Genomic DNA, 15,061 nt, shown 5'->3' with positions numbered 1-15,061 from the left:
ATCTGGTAAACGACTACAACCAGTAGAGCCCGCAGGCTCCACCTTGCTTCCGGGACGAAGACCAGGAAGGTAGCAGTAATTAAAATGTTATTTAGGAATTCTCGATGGACTTATTGGAAATCCCAGTAGAATCACACCTCCCTCGAAAGATGTTCCGCTGGGACGAGTACGACTTAGGCCAAGCCGCCATTCAAGGATTGATTAACGACGGAAACGTTCCGACCTCATTTCTTTACGACCTCGGCGTACAGAATGGGCTCCGGATATTCTTTCTTGAAGCTGTAGCGAATCACGTCAAAGGCCGTCACCACGCCCTTGAGCTCTCCACGAAGGTTGACGACCGGCAGGGTTTTGAACCGGCGATCCATGAACAGTTCCGCGGCCGTACCCACCTTATCCTTGGGGGCTAGTTTAACCACGTTCGTAGTCATTACTTGTTTGACCAACTCCTGCTCGCACCCTTCGCCATTCCGGCAGTGCTTCCAGAGGTCATAGGAGGTGATCAGCCCTACGAGCTTATCGTCTTCCACCACTGGCAGTTGCTGCAGGCGCTTGTTTTGCATCACCAGCAGAACGTCTCCCACCGACTGGTCCGGGGCGACCGTAACGACATTGGTGGACATGATCGTCCGGACTTCTTCGTTCATCATAATTCAAGTGCTTTTGTGATCCTTCGGGGGGTGCTCCTAATTTAGGGATAAAGGAGTAATTTTCCCAAGCACTCAAAAAAGGGACTAGATTAGATGCTTTCCTTTCACTTGACCACGAGTAAGTCCATTGGGCCGCGACAGCTCAGCGCATGGAATCTCTTCATTGTTACAAATTGAAGCCCTTCCCCTGGTCCGGTAAGTTTCCAGGTCGTCCGCCGAAACGCGAGGTACGAGCTGGTTCGTCGGCCGACCTGGGGTCACGGAAAAATCCATTGTTCAAACCAGCCATGGTTCAACTATCGGAGCATCAGGCACTATTCCGGCGAGGATGGTTATGACAATGTGTAAGTTTCCCACCCAATCACTCGGCCGACAGGTCAGTCTCACGCCGAGACCTACGAGCAGCATATTGGGCCTATGTCCCCATAAAGACTGCTCGGAGGACCGGCGGCACTATTTACCGAAGCGCGAGTAGGGCCAATTATCCCGCCACCCAGTTCACGTCCTTCCTCAGGGAATTCAGGGTTTCTTCTTCCCGGCTTCCCTCCACGGGCTGGTAGTCGTAGGTCCAGCCGGCCAGTGGCGGCAGGCTCATCAAAATGGATTCCGTGCGGCCGTTGGTCGTCAGCCCAAACTTCGTGCCGCGATCCCAGACCAGGTTAAACTCTACGTAGCGGCCCCGGCGGAGCTGTTGCCAGCGGGCCTCCGCTTCCGAAACGGGCTGCTCACGATTCAGCTCCATCAGGTGAATGTAGGTAGGCGCGAAGGTGCGGCCCACGGCCGCCGTGAAATCAAACAGGGTGCGCTTGTCCTTTTGCTCGGTGGCGGGCTGCAGCCGGTCGAAGAAAATGCCGCCCACGCCCCGGGTTTCGTTGCGGTGAGGAAGGTAGAAGTAATCGTCCGCCCACTTTTTGAAGCGGGGGTAATAGTCGGTATCGTAGGCGTCACAGGTATCCTTCAGCTGCTGGTGGAACCAGGCCGCCTGCTCGCGATCGACGTAGTGCGGAGTCAGGTCGATGCCGCCGCCGAACCAGAAGCGGCCGCCATCCAGTTCGAAGTAGCGAACGTTCATGTGGATGATGGGTACGTGAACGTTTTTGGGGTGGAGCACGATGCTCACGCCAGTGGCGTAAAAGCTGGTTTCCTCCGGTTGGGTCTCGAGGCTCCGGGCGGCGGCGGGGGGAAGCTCGCCGTGTACCGCGCTGAAGTTTACGCCCCCCTTTTCAATGTAGTTCCCCCGCAGCACGCGGGCCCGGCCCCCGCCCCCGCCGGGGCGATCCCAGCTGTCTTCCACGAAGGTGCTGCCATCGGCGGCGCTCAGGGCGTCACATATTTCATCCTGCAGTTGCCGGAAAAAGGCCGTGATTTCTTCACGATTGGGAGCCATGATACTTTGCTCTTAGGTGATGCTGTGGCACCTGCGCCTCGTCGCCTTCTCTTAGAAGCGATGATCCCGACGAGTTTCGGATCTCGGGATCGTCGCCCAAAAGGCGGCTAAACACCGATGCCAACAATAAATATTGCGACTATTCTTCGGCCAGTGCTTTGGCCGTGCCCTGCACCGAAGCCTTGGCGCTTCCGATGAAGATTTGGTCACCGACGACGGTCACGGGCCGCTTCAGGAAGGTGTATTCTTCCAGGATCAGGCGACGGTAATCAGCTTCGGTGAGCTCCTGGTCGGCCAGCCCCATGCTGCGGTACTTCATCGCCCGGCGGCTGAAGAGCGCCTCGTAGCTTCCGGCCAGCTCGGCCATCCGATCCAGTTCTTCCGCCGTGATCTTGCGTTCCTTGATGTTGATGACCTCCAGCCCGGGCTGATCGCCCAGTTCACCGAGAATCCGCTGACAGGTTTTGCAGTTGCTGAGTTGAAACATTGTTGCCATACCGCGAAGGTAACGGATGGCGGAGGGAAGGAGGGGGCGTGCCGCAAAAGTTTACGGAATCCAGACAGCGCCTTACTCCCCCGCCGGAGCATTCGTGAGCCAGTGCAGGTTCTCGGTGATCTTCTCCAGCGGCCAATCCCACCACTTCAGCCGGAGCAGTTCATCAATGTGCTCCTGGGCAAAGCGCTGGCGCAGCACCTTCGCCGGATTGCCCCCCACTATGGTGTACGGCGGCACGTCTTTCGTGACCGTGGCGTTGGTGGCAATGATGGCGCCGTCTCCGACGGTCACCCCGGGCATGATGGTCGCGCGGTGGCCAATCCATACGTCGTTTCCGATCACCGTATCCGGTCGGCGGGGATACTCCTTGCCCTCCATGGCCGCCTCCCAGCCCGAAAAAATCGCAAAGGGGTAGGTGGACCTGCTTTCCGTCAGGTGGTTGCCACCGTTCATGATGAAGGTCACGTCGGAGGCAATCATGCAGAACTTACCGATGATCAGCTTGTCGCCAATAAAGTCAAAGTGATACTTGACGTTCTTCTCGAAGTTATGCACGTCCGCAAAGTCATCGTAATAGGTGAAGTCGCCCACGATGATGTTGGGATTTTTGATGATGTTTTTCAGGAAGCATAATCGATCGTAATGCTTCAGGGGGAAGGTGGTGTTGGGGTCCGGGTGGGGCATGTGGGTAAGATTCTGGTTTTTACGCAATCAGTAAGCGATACGTTCCCCAAATGTATGCTGGAATCAGAAGACTACTTCTGCGGGAAGAAATTATTGGCCGGCTGGTTGCTGAAGGTTAAACCCTACTTCAAATAAGCAGCCTGCATACATATGCGGGATAATTACAGTATCCTAACAACTAATTATCAGGGACTAAATCTTCAATTATGAAAAGGATCACCTTGCTACTTGCTTTCCTCTTTTTCAATACCGTTGGTTACGGTCAATCCTTCTACGACCTCAACTGGAAGCTCGACAATGGCGAACAAATAAATTACCAGTTAACCATTACCTCTTATGAAAAACTTCCATTGAATATGGATAGTATACTCAACACTTTTTCCAGGGACTCCGAATCTGAATTAAGTGAAGATGATTTAGCGGGCTTAGAGAAGTTGAGGAACTATGATGGCAAAACAGAAAATCGATATCATACCAACATTAGAAATTCCAATCATTTTGAAAAAGTACTGGACGTAACAATGATTGATACCGATCAGGAGCCCATCGCCTATCTGGACGATTTCCTTGATTCCCTGGGTATTCAACGCAACGGTATCACCCTGAGAGGCACGCTAAATAAAAGTGGTACTATTCACAGTTTCTGGATGAATAGAGCTCAGAAAAACATGCTATCCCTGCTCTTTGAACTGCCCGACCATCAGATACAAAAAGGCGATACCTGGCAACTACCCAACGTCAACATGACGGGGAATAGTCAAAATTTTATTTGTCACGAAGCCAAGAAAAGAAATCAAGTCCAGTTGGTGGACGTGGAATATTCAGCGACGGATACGATTGCCGTCATTGCCTATGATATTATGGAATATGTCTCGGGTGAATTTACTGCAGCTGCGTTGTTCAATAAAGACAATGATACCTCACACGAAGCCACCTCAACGTTCACCGCTGAGGCTAAGTTTTCAATCGCTCAGGGAAAATGGCTTGAATTTAAAGGCAGGATGGAGGTAGAAACCAAGGGCTTTATGGACCGTTCTGTTACCCAGGTGTATACTTTGGCTGAAACTGGTAATCGTAAGGAGTAAGCAAGGTCTCTGGCCACAAATAATGAGCGGGCGCTAGCAAAATTCGCTAGCGCCCGCCAATCGATGCAAGGATGGTAATCCTTACTATTTCTTGAATTCGGGTTTGAGCCGATCGGCGAACACCTTCATTACCTTTTCCACCTTGGGCCGACTCACGTTTTGCACGTAGCCTTGGTTGGGGTTGGTGGGGTCTTCGTAGTAATCCTGATGGTAGCCCTCCGCCAGGTAGAACTGAATCGGGTCTTCGATGGTCGTGGCCAGGGTTTTGCTGAACTTACCACTCGCGTTAAGTTCCGCGATTTTGGCTTCCGCCCGCTGGCGTTGCTCGTCGTTGAGTGGGAAGATGGCGCTGCGGTACTGCGGTCCCACGTCGGGGCCCTGGCGGTTGAGCTGGGTGGGGTCGTGGGCCACGAAGAATACGTCCAGGAGCGTTTCGTAGCTGATCACCTCGGGGTCGTAGTAGACCACGATGGCCTCCGCGTGGCCCGTAGCACCACTGGCCACCTGGCGGTAGGTTGGATTCTTTTCCTTCCCCCCGGCGTATCCGCTCCACACGTCTTCCACACCCATGATCCGGTCGATGGCCGCTTCGGTGCACCAGAAGCATCCTCCGGCCAGGTAGGCTTTTTCGAAGCCTTCGTAGCGGGCATCGAGCTCTTCAATGGACATATCGCCCGCAAGCGGAGAAGCCGTTGCCGTATTGGCAACTTCCTTATTCTGGGCGTTGGCGGAGTTGGCCTTCTGGCTATCGCAGGATTGGGCGAACAGCATGAAGATCAGGAACAGGGAAAGAGAAAACAGGGACTGTTTCATAATCTTGGTTACGTCTGGTTACCTCTGTAACGCAAGAACATCCGAAAGGGTCATTTGCGGAAACGCATATGGTCGGGAAATGACGTTTCCCACACCGATTACCGCAGCGATTTACGCACCCCGAGCTGCAGTCCGGCCACCCAGTACTTTTCCTGCAGCGCGGCGCTGGGAGCGGTAAACGCACCGGGGTAGTACTTGAAGAAGGGCTCTACCAGGAGGGTGAAGGGGCGTTCCTTTCCGATTTGGTAGGCGGTGGTGATGGAAGACATCCAGCCGATACCGACGTTACTCCGGTAGTTGGCGTCAACCGACAGATCCTGGAGTCCCGGAGCATCCGGGGAGATGAAGCGCCCGCGGGCGCTGGTGGTCAGGTTCACTACCGGACCGACGTTGAGGGAAACCCGCATCCGACGACCGGGGATGGAGAAGCCCACCAGCAGGGGGGCTTCGAGTAAGCGGATGGAGTTGTTGGTCTTTACGAGGGTCTGCACGCCGTTCACGAACTGGTCGTATTCCAGTTGGTTACGGACTTCGGCGTAGGTCAGTCCGCCCAGCAGGTAAATGCGTTCCTTCAGTTGCCAGGTTGCCCGGGCCGTGACCTGGTAGCTCGTCTCGGGGAACTCGCTGACCTCCCGGGCGTCCAGCAGAGCACGATTGCTTTCGTCGCGGATGGAAAACATCTGGTTGGCGTAGGCAACCCCGAAGAGAAGTTCCATTTGCACGCCGCTCGGACTGGCCCGAAATGCCCCGCCGGCCCGCGGCCGGGGGCGCTGGCTTCGTTTCAGTTTTGGCAACTCGGTCGGATTGTCCAGCAGCATAAGCTCGGCCAGCTCCAGGCTGGGGGAGGCGGCTTGCACGGAACGGTCTACAGTATAGTCTTCAACGATCGCGGAAGTTGTCTCCGTAAATTCTTCCGGAGCAGTACCGGTGATCGCTTCCGTGAACGACGTGTTGGTTGGGGGACCTGAAGCACCTTCCGGTTCATCGGTTTCCACGGGGATGGAGATCACGGGTGCCTCCACTTCGGGAGTATTCAGATCATCAGTGGCTGCTCCCGACGCGCTGGCCGTAACCGCCGCGCTGACGACTGACGACGCACCTTCACCGGAAGTAATTTCGGGACTTTCGGCCGGTACAACCGCAGATTCAGGTTGCGCCTCGGTATCCTGATTAGCAATGGCCTCCCGCGCCGTTGGTGCGGTGGGCGCTGGCGGATCGATCGCGGGCGTTTCCTGGCTTTCCCCGGGCCAGAACAAGAAAGCCGCCGCGATGAGCAGGAGTGCCAATAGTGTGGCTACTCGGGTACGCGTAATGACCGGGGAAGTGGGTTTTCTGGCCGCCATGATGCGCGCCCACATGCCCGCGGGGAGCGCGGCCCGTCGGTCCTTCAGCTTATCGGAAAATAGCGCGTCCAGTTCCGCGCCTTCGGGCGCGGCGGCGGGTTTGCCCGCCTGAATGCGTTGCCACATATCCTGGGGTAAATCGCCCTTACGACCACCCAAACCATCCCGGAACAGGTCATCTATTGGATTCATATCGCAATGCGTTGACGATTTTTAATTTGTTGCTGTAGCACCTTGCGGGCCTTGAGGAGCTGGGAGCGGGAGCTGGCTTCCTGAATACCGAGCATTTCGCCGATTTCCTTGTGGCTGTACCCCTCGATGGCGTACAGGTTGAACACCAGTCGGTAGCCGTCGGGCAGGGCCTGCACCAGCTCCAGCAGTTCTTTTTCTCCGAGTTCCGCGTAGGCCGTGGGTTGGCCGGCGCCTTCGGGGACGTTCTCGAGTCCGGTTTGCTCCAGCTGGTAGCGCTTTCGTTGGTAGGTCTTCAGGGCCACGTTGACCGTCAGGCGGCGGGCCCAGCCCGCAAACGATCCCTTGAAACCATACTGGGGAAGCTTGTCGAAAAGGCGAATAAAGCTGTCCTGAAGCACGTCTTCGGCTTCGGCCTGGGTACGACAATAGCGCTGACAGACGGCCATAAGCATGGGACCGTAACGCTCAAACAGCGCACGCTGACAGCGTTCGTCTCCCCGGAGGGACCCTTCGATCAGTTCCTTTTCTTTCATGCTTAGCATCGGCGCGGTCTACCAGCTTGGTACTGAGGAGACACGCGTACTTTAAAAAACGTGGTCTACAAAGATAAAAGTTGTGAGACTTAGGGCGGGATGATGCGAGAATCGAGGGGGGTGAAGGGTGTCATTTCTGGTGTATAGACGTATCTGTACGTCAAGAAATCTCACCCAAGCTTGTCCGCGAAATATTGACTAGTTAAGCAACGGGCCCGAGTTCCGCAAGGCTCGTCGGGATCATTGATTTCTGAGAAAATGCAACGGCCCCGAGTTCCGTAACTCGTCGGGATCGTTGATTTCTAAGGAAATGCAACGGCGTGCAGGTGCAAGGTAGATGAGTAAGGCCGGGTGAATCGGTTGAAGTACGAAATCTTCACGCCACGACTTCTGCGTAGCGGCCCGATCTCCCGGAAGTGTGGTGCTTTGATTTTTTTGGGAGAGGTCGATTTTGTCGTACTTCTACATATCTACGACAAAGATGGTTTTTTCTCCTCCCAAACTACCGATTGAAAACCCGGACTTCCTCCCCCTTTACGCCCGTATGCGTATCGCCCATCTCCCGGCGGAACTGATCCGCCCGATCACTGAGCGCCGAGACGACCTCCGGGTGTTGGTCCTTCACGTCCGTGGTTTCGAAGGGGTCGTTGACCAGATCGAAGAGGGCCAGCCCGATGGAATCCTGGAAGTAGGCGATGGGGACACCGTCGGTGGGGGTTATCTGTCCGGCTACCAACGACCGGAAGTGGTGGGGGAAATGCAGTTTCCAGCGGCCATTGGCGCTCACTACGGCATCTAGTCCTTCGATCCAGTAGATTGCGTAGGCGTCGGGGCTGGGTCCTTCCGATTGCCCCAGGAAGTCGGCGAGTCGTTCGTGGCCGTCCAGTCTGGCTTCGGGCAGGCTGGCTCCCGTCAGGGCCGCCAAACTTGGCAACAAGTCCGTGGACATCAGAGGGGCGTGGCTCACCTTCCCGGAGGGAGTCTGGCCGGGCAGGTAAGTCAGCAGGGGCACCCGGACGCCGCCTTCGAAGCTGGTACCCTTACCCTCGCGGAGGCCGGCCGTCTGGCCGGCGTGGGTGCCGTAGGAGAGCCAGGGACCGTTGTCGGAAGAAAAAACGATCAGTGTATTCTCCGCCATGCCTTTTTCGGCCAGCGCCCGCCGGATTTCCCCCACACCCGCATCAACTTCGGCGATGACGTCGCCGTAAATACCCAGTCCGGTGGCCGGAGCGTAGGTACGGTCTTCGTAGAGCGGAACGTGCGGCAGGGAATGCGCCAGGTAAAGCATCAGCGGCCCCGCCGCGGGATCATGATCGTTGATGATGGAAACGGCCTCCTGGTTGTAGTCTTTCGTCAGGGTCGTGAAGCTCGCCAGGCTGTCAATGACGAGGCTATCGCGCATCAGGGCCACGCGCCGGGGAAAGATGCGGGCCATGTGGGGTTCGGGGTGCCCGCCCCACATATCGTGGCTGTAGGTGATGCCGTAGTAACGATCAAACCCCTGATCGGTGGGGAACAGTCCCGGCCGGTTCCCGAGGTGCCATTTCCCCACCATGGCGGTTTGGTAGCCGTGCTCCCCGAGCATTTCAGCGATGGTTACTTCCGCGGGGTTGAGCCCGTGGGGGGAGCGCGGGCCGAAGGCCCCGCGGATGTCCAGCCGGGTGGGGTAACAGCCCGTCAGGAGGGCCGCCCGGCTGGCCGAGCATACCGCCTGAGCGACGCGGAAATTGGTGAAACGAACCCCGTCTTCGGCCAGGCGATCAAGTTCCGGGGTCTTTACGTGCACTCCGCCGTAGGCTCCCAGGTCGCCAAACCCCTGATCGTCGGTGAAGATGATGACCACGTTGGGTGGGTTTACCGCCTCATCTGAAGAGGCACTTTCTCCACACCCAAGTATTCCGAGGAAAAGGAAGCAAGGCAGGAGGTATCGTAGCGTTTTCATGAAAGCAAGATAGGTAATCACCGCTCGTCGTCCCGTCGCCCGGCCATACCGGAAATTATTGCACCTGCGGCCGCGCCCTAATGCTGCCCAGGGGCCGCAATAACCGGGAAAGCAGGATGACGAATCCCGGAAGCGAAAGAAATGCATTAGCCCTTCGTAAAGCTTCCCTTAAATAAACCTTTGGTCGTCCATTTCTCTTTTAAATATTGTACGAAGAGCCTATCTTTGCCCTCACAAAAGTTGTCACAACAACAAAATTGAAAATATGACTACCTCAGCCCCCGCCAACCAGGCGGCCATGACCAAGGATACTTTCCCCATTAACGGGACGGATTACGTAGAGCTGTACGTGGGTAATGCCCGCCAGGCGGCCATTTTCTATCAGTCGGCCATGGGTTTTCAGCCCCTGGCGTATGCGGGCCTGAGTACCGGACTCCGCGACCGGGAAAGCTACGTCGTGGTACAGGATAAAATTCGTCTGGTGCTGACCAGCCCCCTGAAGCCCGGAACCGAAATTGGCCGTTTGCACGATAAGCACGGCGACACCGTGCGTGCCGTTGCACTCTGGGTGGACGACGCTGCGGCCGCCTTCCGTACCGCCGTTGAGCGGGGAGCGGAACCCTTCTTCGAGCCCAAGCGGGAAGAGGACGATCACGGCCACACCATGCGGGCCGCCATCAAGACCTACGGAGACACCATCCACGTATTCGTGGAACGCAAAGACTACGAAGGTCCCTTCCTCCCCGGTTTTGTGGCCTGGGAACCCGAGTACCGTCCCGAGTCCGTGGGTCTGAAGTACATTGATCACATGGTGGGCAACGTGGAGGAAGGCAAGATGAACTTCTGGGTGAACTGGTATCAGGAAGTCATGGGCTTCCACCAGCTCGTCAGTTTTGACGACAAGGACATCAGCACCAAGTACACCGCACTGATGAGTAAGGTGATGAGCAACGGCAACGGCCGGATCAAGTTCCCGATCAACGAGCCCGCTCCCGGTCTGAAGAAATCACAAATTGACGAATACCTCGAATTCCACGATGGTCCCGGCATCCAGCACATTGCGGTTGCCACGGACAACATCATCGAAACCGTGACGGCCCTGCGGAGCCGCGGTATTGAATTCCTGCGGGTTCCTACTACCTACTACGATGAGTTACTCGACCGCGTGGGCGAGATTGACGAAGAAGTCGCTCCGCTGCGGGAACTCGGCATCCTGGTAGACCGGGACGACGAGGGTTACCTGCTGCAGATTTTCACGAAGCCCGTGCAGGTGCGCCCCACGGTGTTCTTCGAGATCATCCAGCGTAAGGGTGCGACCAGCTTCGGCAAGGGCAACTTCAAGGCGCTCTTCGAAGCCATCGAACGCGAACAAGAACTGCGGGGTACGTTGTAACGCAACTCCAGGCTTCGACCATCAGTGTAGGCCTTGACAAAGCTTCGGCCCGTACGATTATAACGTAGGCTGTTCCGTGAGGTTTCACCAGCGATTCCTGTGGAATCGCGGCAGTTCAGAGGGGCAAATGGTAGCGGCAAGGCATGCCTTGCCGCTACTGGAAAATTCAAGGACTTGATGGCCAAAGGGTTAATTCACGGAACAGCCTAGCTTATAACGTAATCTAAGGGGGCGATCCCAAAACCTTAGAGCGGTATCGATGCGTTTCGGTACCGCTTTGTATTCCACCCCATTTTACGGTAATTTTCGTTCGTTTTATTCGAGTTTTCCTCAAGCATATACAAAAAAGCTTCTTGTAACCGCCATCACGAATTGCTGATGGCGTTAGCTCCTAAATTGCTGATGAACCAAAAGTATTGTCATGAGCGATTTAAAAGTAATTCCAATCTTCTTCATCCTTGTCCTTGGCGCTTTCAGCTTTTCCGCCTGTGAAAAAGCTGATCCAATAACGACCACTGAAAATCTTGCGCTTACCGCTGGCGAACAGGCCTTGCTTCAGTATATGTGGGAAGAAGAAAAACTGGCCCGAGACGTTTACAGTTACCTGGCCGGACTATACGACACGAACGTTTTCCCTAATATTTCGGGTAGTGAACAGTCTCACATGGACCTCACCCTTGAAGTTATGGTACAGTATAACGTGGTGAATTTGGGCAGCAACGATGTGGGTGTCTTTACGGACCCAGCCCTCCAAGATTTGTATGATGCACTCACCGCTCAGGGAGCAACCTCTATAATTGAGGCCCTGAAAGTGGGAGCAACAATTGAGGATGTCGATATTTTTGACCTCCGGGCCGCAAAGTCTCAAACCGACAATCCGGACCTGATTTCGCTTTTTAACTTACTCGAATGCGGATCAGGAAATCATATGCGGGCCTTCACCGCCAAGTTATCCGGATACGATGTGACGTATTCTCCCCAGTATATTTCAACCCCCGATTACGAGGCCATCCTTGCGGGAGAGCATATGCGTTGCGGGTAGCAACCCACCAACCATAAGCCGATTGACAGAAAATAAAAACGCGACCATTCAGAATATCTGGATGGTCGCGCTTTAATTTTCTATCGTACTTCTTACTCCGGCTCGAAGCCAAGAATAATGTTGAAGGTACTCAGGTTACCGTTCTGGGTATTGGCGGCGTCCTTATCGAAACCGAGACCCCAGTCAAATCCGAGCGTACCGAACATGGGCAGGAATACCCGGGCACCGAATCCGACGGAGCGACGAAGATCGAAGGGGTTGAAGTCGCGGGCCGAGCGCCAGGCGTTACCGCCCTGGGCGAAGGCCAGGACGAAAATCGTACTGGAGGGGTTGAGGGAAAGCGGGTAGCGGACCTCCAGGGTGTACTTGCTGAAGATTGGCGTAGCTCCCTGCTGACCCGTAACCGGATTCAGGTTACTGGGCAGGTCCTCAATTTCGTATCCCCGCAGGCTGATGATGTCCACCCCGGCGAAGGCGAACTGCTGGTTGTTGATTCCGTCACCACCCAGCTGGAAGCGCTCGAAGGGCGATACCCCGACGGCGTCATCGTAGGCGCCGAGGAAACCAATTTTGGCCTGGGTCTTCAGGACAAACTTGCCGCCCAGCGGGGTGTACCAATCGGCGTTAAGCCGCCATTTGTGGTACTCCAGGAAGCGGAAACGTTCTTCGACGTCGCTGAGGAGTTCGGGGTCGCTGGACCGCAGGCCCAGGGACCGGTAGGGGGGCGTCAGCTTCACGGTCAGTTCGATGTTGGAGCCCTGCTTGGGGAAGATGGGGTCCGTGGCCGTGGTCCGGGCCAGGGTAAACTGGAAGCTGAAGTTGTTGTAGTTACCGTTCCGTACGGTTTCCCCTTCGTCCGTGATGAAGAGGTTAGACCATTCGTTCAGCTCGAGTACCTGGAGGTTGATGCCCGTGCGAAGAATGAAGTTGTCGTCGGGCCAGCGCAGACGCGTACCGAGGCTGACGGCCGCCTGCTGAATGATCAGTTTGCGGGGCAGGGCCGTGGTACCCAGGTCATACTTATTGTAGAAACCGGAGACCGTGAGGGAGGTCGGGCGCTTACCACCGAGCCAGGGCTCGGTCAGGCTGGCGTTGTAGCTCTGGAAGAAGCGGCCGTTCGTCTGCGCCCGCAGGCTCAGTCGCTGGCCGTCGCCCTGCGGCAGCGGGTGCCAGGCCTCTTTGTTGAAGAGGTTCCGCAGGCTGAAATTGTTGAAGGTTACCCCCAGGGTACCGATTACCCCCTGGCGACCACCCCAACCGGCGCTCAGCTCCAGCTGATCGCTGGGCTTTTCTTCTACGGTGTAGATGATGTCTACCGTACCGCGGTCCGGATTAACGGGCGTATCGATTCCCAGGGTTTCCTGGTTGAAGTACCCCAGGCCAATGATCTGACGCTGGCTGCGGATGATGTCGGAGCGGCTGAACTTCTGTCCGGGGCGCGTAAATACTTCCCGGCGGATGACGTGCTCGTGCGTACGGTCATTCCCCTTGATGATCACCTTATCGATGGTAGCCTGCGGCCCCTCAAAGACCCGCATCTCAATGTCGATGGAGTCATTCTCAATGGCGATCTCAATGGGATCCGCATTGAAAAACAGGTAACCGTTATCCATGTACAGGGAGGAGACGTCGGCGTTGGTGGGGCTGAAGCTCAGTCGGGTTTGTAGTTCCTCCTCGTTGTAGACGTCGCCCTTTTCAATGGCCAGTACGCGGCTCAGGGTTTCATCATCGTAGATGGAGTTCCCCTTCCAGGTGATGTTCCGGAAATAGTAACGATTGCCTTCGTTGACCTTAACGTCAATCATCAATTCTCCGTCTTCGTTGCGGTAAATGCTGTCTCCGATGACGCGGGCATCCCGGAAGCCCTGGGTGTTGTAGTAGGCGATAACGGCATCGAGGTCTTCCTTGTACAGCTCGGGGCGGAACTTGGAAGACTTCAGGAATTTCCGCTTCTCCGCGGTTTCTTTCATCCGCTTGCGCAGTTTCTTATCCGCGATCTCCTCGTTGCCATCAAAGGTGATGCGTTTGATCTTAACCTTTTCCCCGCGATTAACGTCAAACACGAGGCGTACGCTATTGGCCCGGCTGGTATCCACGATCTCTTCCACACTGACGGTGGCGTCCAGAAACCCCTTATCCTCGTAGAACTCGCGGATCCCCTCGGCGGCATTCACTTTCGCGTCTTCCGTGACGATTCCGCCACGAACGATGTAGGTGTTGACGATCTCATTGAGGTCTTCGTGGGCCCCCTGCTTGGCTCCCCGGTAGCTGTGTCGGAGGAAACGGGGTCGTTCCTCTACCCGCACTACGAGGAAGATCACATCACCGATACTCTTTTCCTGTTCGATGGAAACGTCGGTGAAGAGTCGCAGCCGCCAAAGGTTTTTGATGGCCCGGGGGATGTCCGGTCCGGGGATGCGAATCTTATCTCCTACGGCCAGACCGGTTACTCCGATGATGGCGTTCTGTTCGGCAAAGAAGGCACCTTCCACCTTGATGCTACCGATTTCGAATTCCTGGGGTGACGCGTAGTTGTATACGGGCAGGTTCAGGGAATCAGTTTGGGCCCCGAGAAATCCGGTGGCCAGCAGGCTAAGAAGTAGTAAAAGTGAGCTTAATCTCATTTGTCGCTAGAATTTACCGTCGGCAAGGGGGGTGACGGTTCCCGTTAAAGGACAGGTTTTGGGGCCTAGGGGTTGGTTGATGGATCGAGTTGTTCGCTGGTTTTGCCAAAACGTCTTTCCCGTCCCTGAAAATCGAGAATGGCCTGGTACAGGTCAGGCTTGCGGAACTCCGGCCAGAATACGGGGCTGAAGTAGAATTCAGCGTATGCTGCCTGCCAGAGGAAGAAGTTACTCAGGCGATGTTCACCGCTCGTCCGGATGATCAACTCGGGGTCCGGCCACTGGCCGGTGCTGAGCTGACTGCCGATGGTGGCTTCGTCTACCGCGTCCGGAGATAGCCGGCCCGATGCTACCTCGGCCGCAATCCGCTGAACGGCCTGGGTTACGTCCCATTTCCCGCTGTAATTCAGGGCAAGGATCAGGGTCATCCCGTCATTGTCCGACGTATTCCGAATACCAAATTCCAGCGCCTGCTGGGTGGCCTCCGGCAACTGGGAGGTGTCCCCGATAGCCGCCAGACGAATATTATTCTCCAGCAGGGTGCTCATTTCAGAACCGATCGTATCCACCAGTAGCTGCATTAACGCACCAACTTCCATCTGCGGTCTACTCCAGTTTTCCGTACTGAACGCGTAGAGCGACAGGTAGCCTACGCCCAGTTCAGCGCAAGCTTCCACGGTGGCCCGAACGGCTTCCACCGCACTGTGATGACCAAAGACCCGGGGTTTCCCCTGGCCCTTTGCCCAGCGCCCGTTACCATCCATGATCACGCCAACGTGGCGGGGAAGACGGCTCTTATCAATATTTTCAGCAAGATGCTTCATATCCAAAAGTGCCGCAAAGGTAACCCGTTTATTTAGGATGCACTAAGTAACAA

Annotated in this window: 13 protein-coding genes; 3 read left to right on the top strand and 10 right to left on the bottom strand. The window is 55.8% G+C overall.

Translation table 11 applies throughout. The features are described from left to right. Positions 1 to 224: 224 nt before the first annotated feature. From E1J53_RS13685 to E1J53_RS13670, 4 genes are all read right to left on the bottom strand, one after another. Positions 225 to 650, bottom strand: coding sequence for a CBS domain-containing protein (locus E1J53_RS13685; protein ID WP_134273014.1), 426 nt, complete (start codon positions 648 to 650; stop codon positions 225 to 227). Positions 651 to 1,131: 481 nt separating this feature from the next. Further along, positions 1,132 to 2,037 carry an oxygen-dependent coproporphyrinogen oxidase gene (gene hemF, locus E1J53_RS13680; protein ID WP_134273013.1) on the bottom strand — a complete coding sequence of 302 codons (906 nt, stop codon included), beginning with the start codon at positions 2,035 to 2,037 and terminating at the stop codon, positions 1,132 to 1,134. Between the two features lie 139 nt (positions 2,038 to 2,176). Continuing rightward, on the bottom strand, positions 2,177 to 2,533 hold the full coding sequence (locus E1J53_RS13675) for an arsenate reductase family protein (protein ID WP_134273012.1): 357 nt from the start codon (positions 2,531 to 2,533) through the stop codon (positions 2,177 to 2,179). Between the two features lie 72 nt (positions 2,534 to 2,605). Continuing rightward, positions 2,606 to 3,217 carry a CatB-related O-acetyltransferase gene (locus tag E1J53_RS13670; protein WP_134273011.1) on the bottom strand — a complete coding sequence of 204 codons (612 nt, stop codon included), beginning with the start codon at positions 3,215 to 3,217 and terminating at the stop codon, positions 2,606 to 2,608. A gap of 206 nt (positions 3,218 to 3,423) precedes the next feature. Here E1J53_RS13670 and E1J53_RS13665 point away from each other — a divergent pair, with 206 nt between their 5' ends. After that, entirely contained in the window at positions 3,424 to 4,302 is an 879-nt protein-coding gene (locus tag E1J53_RS13665; RefSeq protein ID WP_134273010.1) for a hypothetical protein, read from the top strand. 84 nt (positions 4,303 to 4,386) lie between these two features. On the opposite strand, the gene msrA is transcribed toward E1J53_RS13665, so the two are convergent. From msrA to E1J53_RS13645, 4 genes are all read right to left on the bottom strand, one after another. Then, positions 4,387 to 5,115 carry a peptide-methionine (S)-S-oxide reductase MsrA gene (gene msrA / locus E1J53_RS13660; RefSeq protein WP_134273009.1) on the bottom strand — a complete coding sequence of 243 codons (729 nt, stop codon included), beginning with the start codon at positions 5,113 to 5,115 and terminating at the stop codon, positions 4,387 to 4,389. 98 nt (positions 5,116 to 5,213) lie between these two features. Next, positions 5,214 to 6,650, bottom strand: coding sequence for a hypothetical protein (locus E1J53_RS13655; protein WP_134273008.1), 1,437 nt, complete (start codon positions 6,648 to 6,650; stop codon positions 5,214 to 5,216). After that, entirely contained in the window at positions 6,647 to 7,192 is a 546-nt protein-coding gene (locus E1J53_RS13650) for an RNA polymerase sigma factor (RefSeq protein ID WP_253931719.1), read from the bottom strand. Before E1J53_RS13650 ends, E1J53_RS13655 begins: the two co-directional genes overlap by 4 nt. A gap of 493 nt (positions 7,193 to 7,685) precedes the next feature. Beyond that, complete coding sequence (locus E1J53_RS13645) at positions 7,686 to 9,125, bottom strand: sulfatase-like hydrolase/transferase (RefSeq protein ID WP_173021484.1); 1,440 nt, start codon at positions 9,123 to 9,125, stop codon at positions 7,686 to 7,688. Positions 9,126 to 9,390: 265 nt separating this feature from the next. Between E1J53_RS13645 and hppD the strand changes: the two genes are divergently transcribed. Together hppD and E1J53_RS13635 are read left to right on the top strand one after the other, a co-directional pair. Then, a complete protein-coding gene (gene hppD / locus E1J53_RS13640) occupies positions 9,391 to 10,518 on the top strand; it encodes a 4-hydroxyphenylpyruvate dioxygenase (RefSeq protein ID WP_134273006.1) in 1,128 nt (375 codons plus the stop codon). A 421-nt stretch (positions 10,519 to 10,939) separates the two neighbouring features. Beyond that, complete coding sequence (locus tag E1J53_RS13635; protein ID WP_134273005.1) at positions 10,940 to 11,560, top strand: DUF2202 domain-containing protein; 621 nt, start codon at positions 10,940 to 10,942, stop codon at positions 11,558 to 11,560. A 92-nt stretch (positions 11,561 to 11,652) separates the two neighbouring features. On the opposite strand, the gene bamA is transcribed toward E1J53_RS13635, so the two are convergent. Then, complete coding sequence (bamA, locus tag E1J53_RS13630; RefSeq protein ID WP_134273004.1) at positions 11,653 to 14,184, bottom strand: outer membrane protein assembly factor BamA; 2,532 nt, start codon at positions 14,182 to 14,184, stop codon at positions 11,653 to 11,655. Between the two features lie 65 nt (positions 14,185 to 14,249). Beyond that, positions 14,250 to 15,008 (bottom strand): isoprenyl transferase, encoded by a 759-nt coding sequence (locus tag E1J53_RS13625; RefSeq protein WP_134273003.1) that lies wholly within the window; start codon positions 15,006 to 15,008, stop codon positions 14,250 to 14,252. Positions 15,009 to 15,061 lie beyond the last annotated feature (53 nt).

Origin of the sequence: Lewinella sp. W8 (assembly GCF_004375085.3) — a bacterium.
Taxonomy (GTDB): Bacteria; Bacteroidota; Bacteroidia; order Chitinophagales; family Saprospiraceae; genus Neolewinella.
This window is presented reverse-complemented; position numbering and strand designations above follow the sequence as displayed.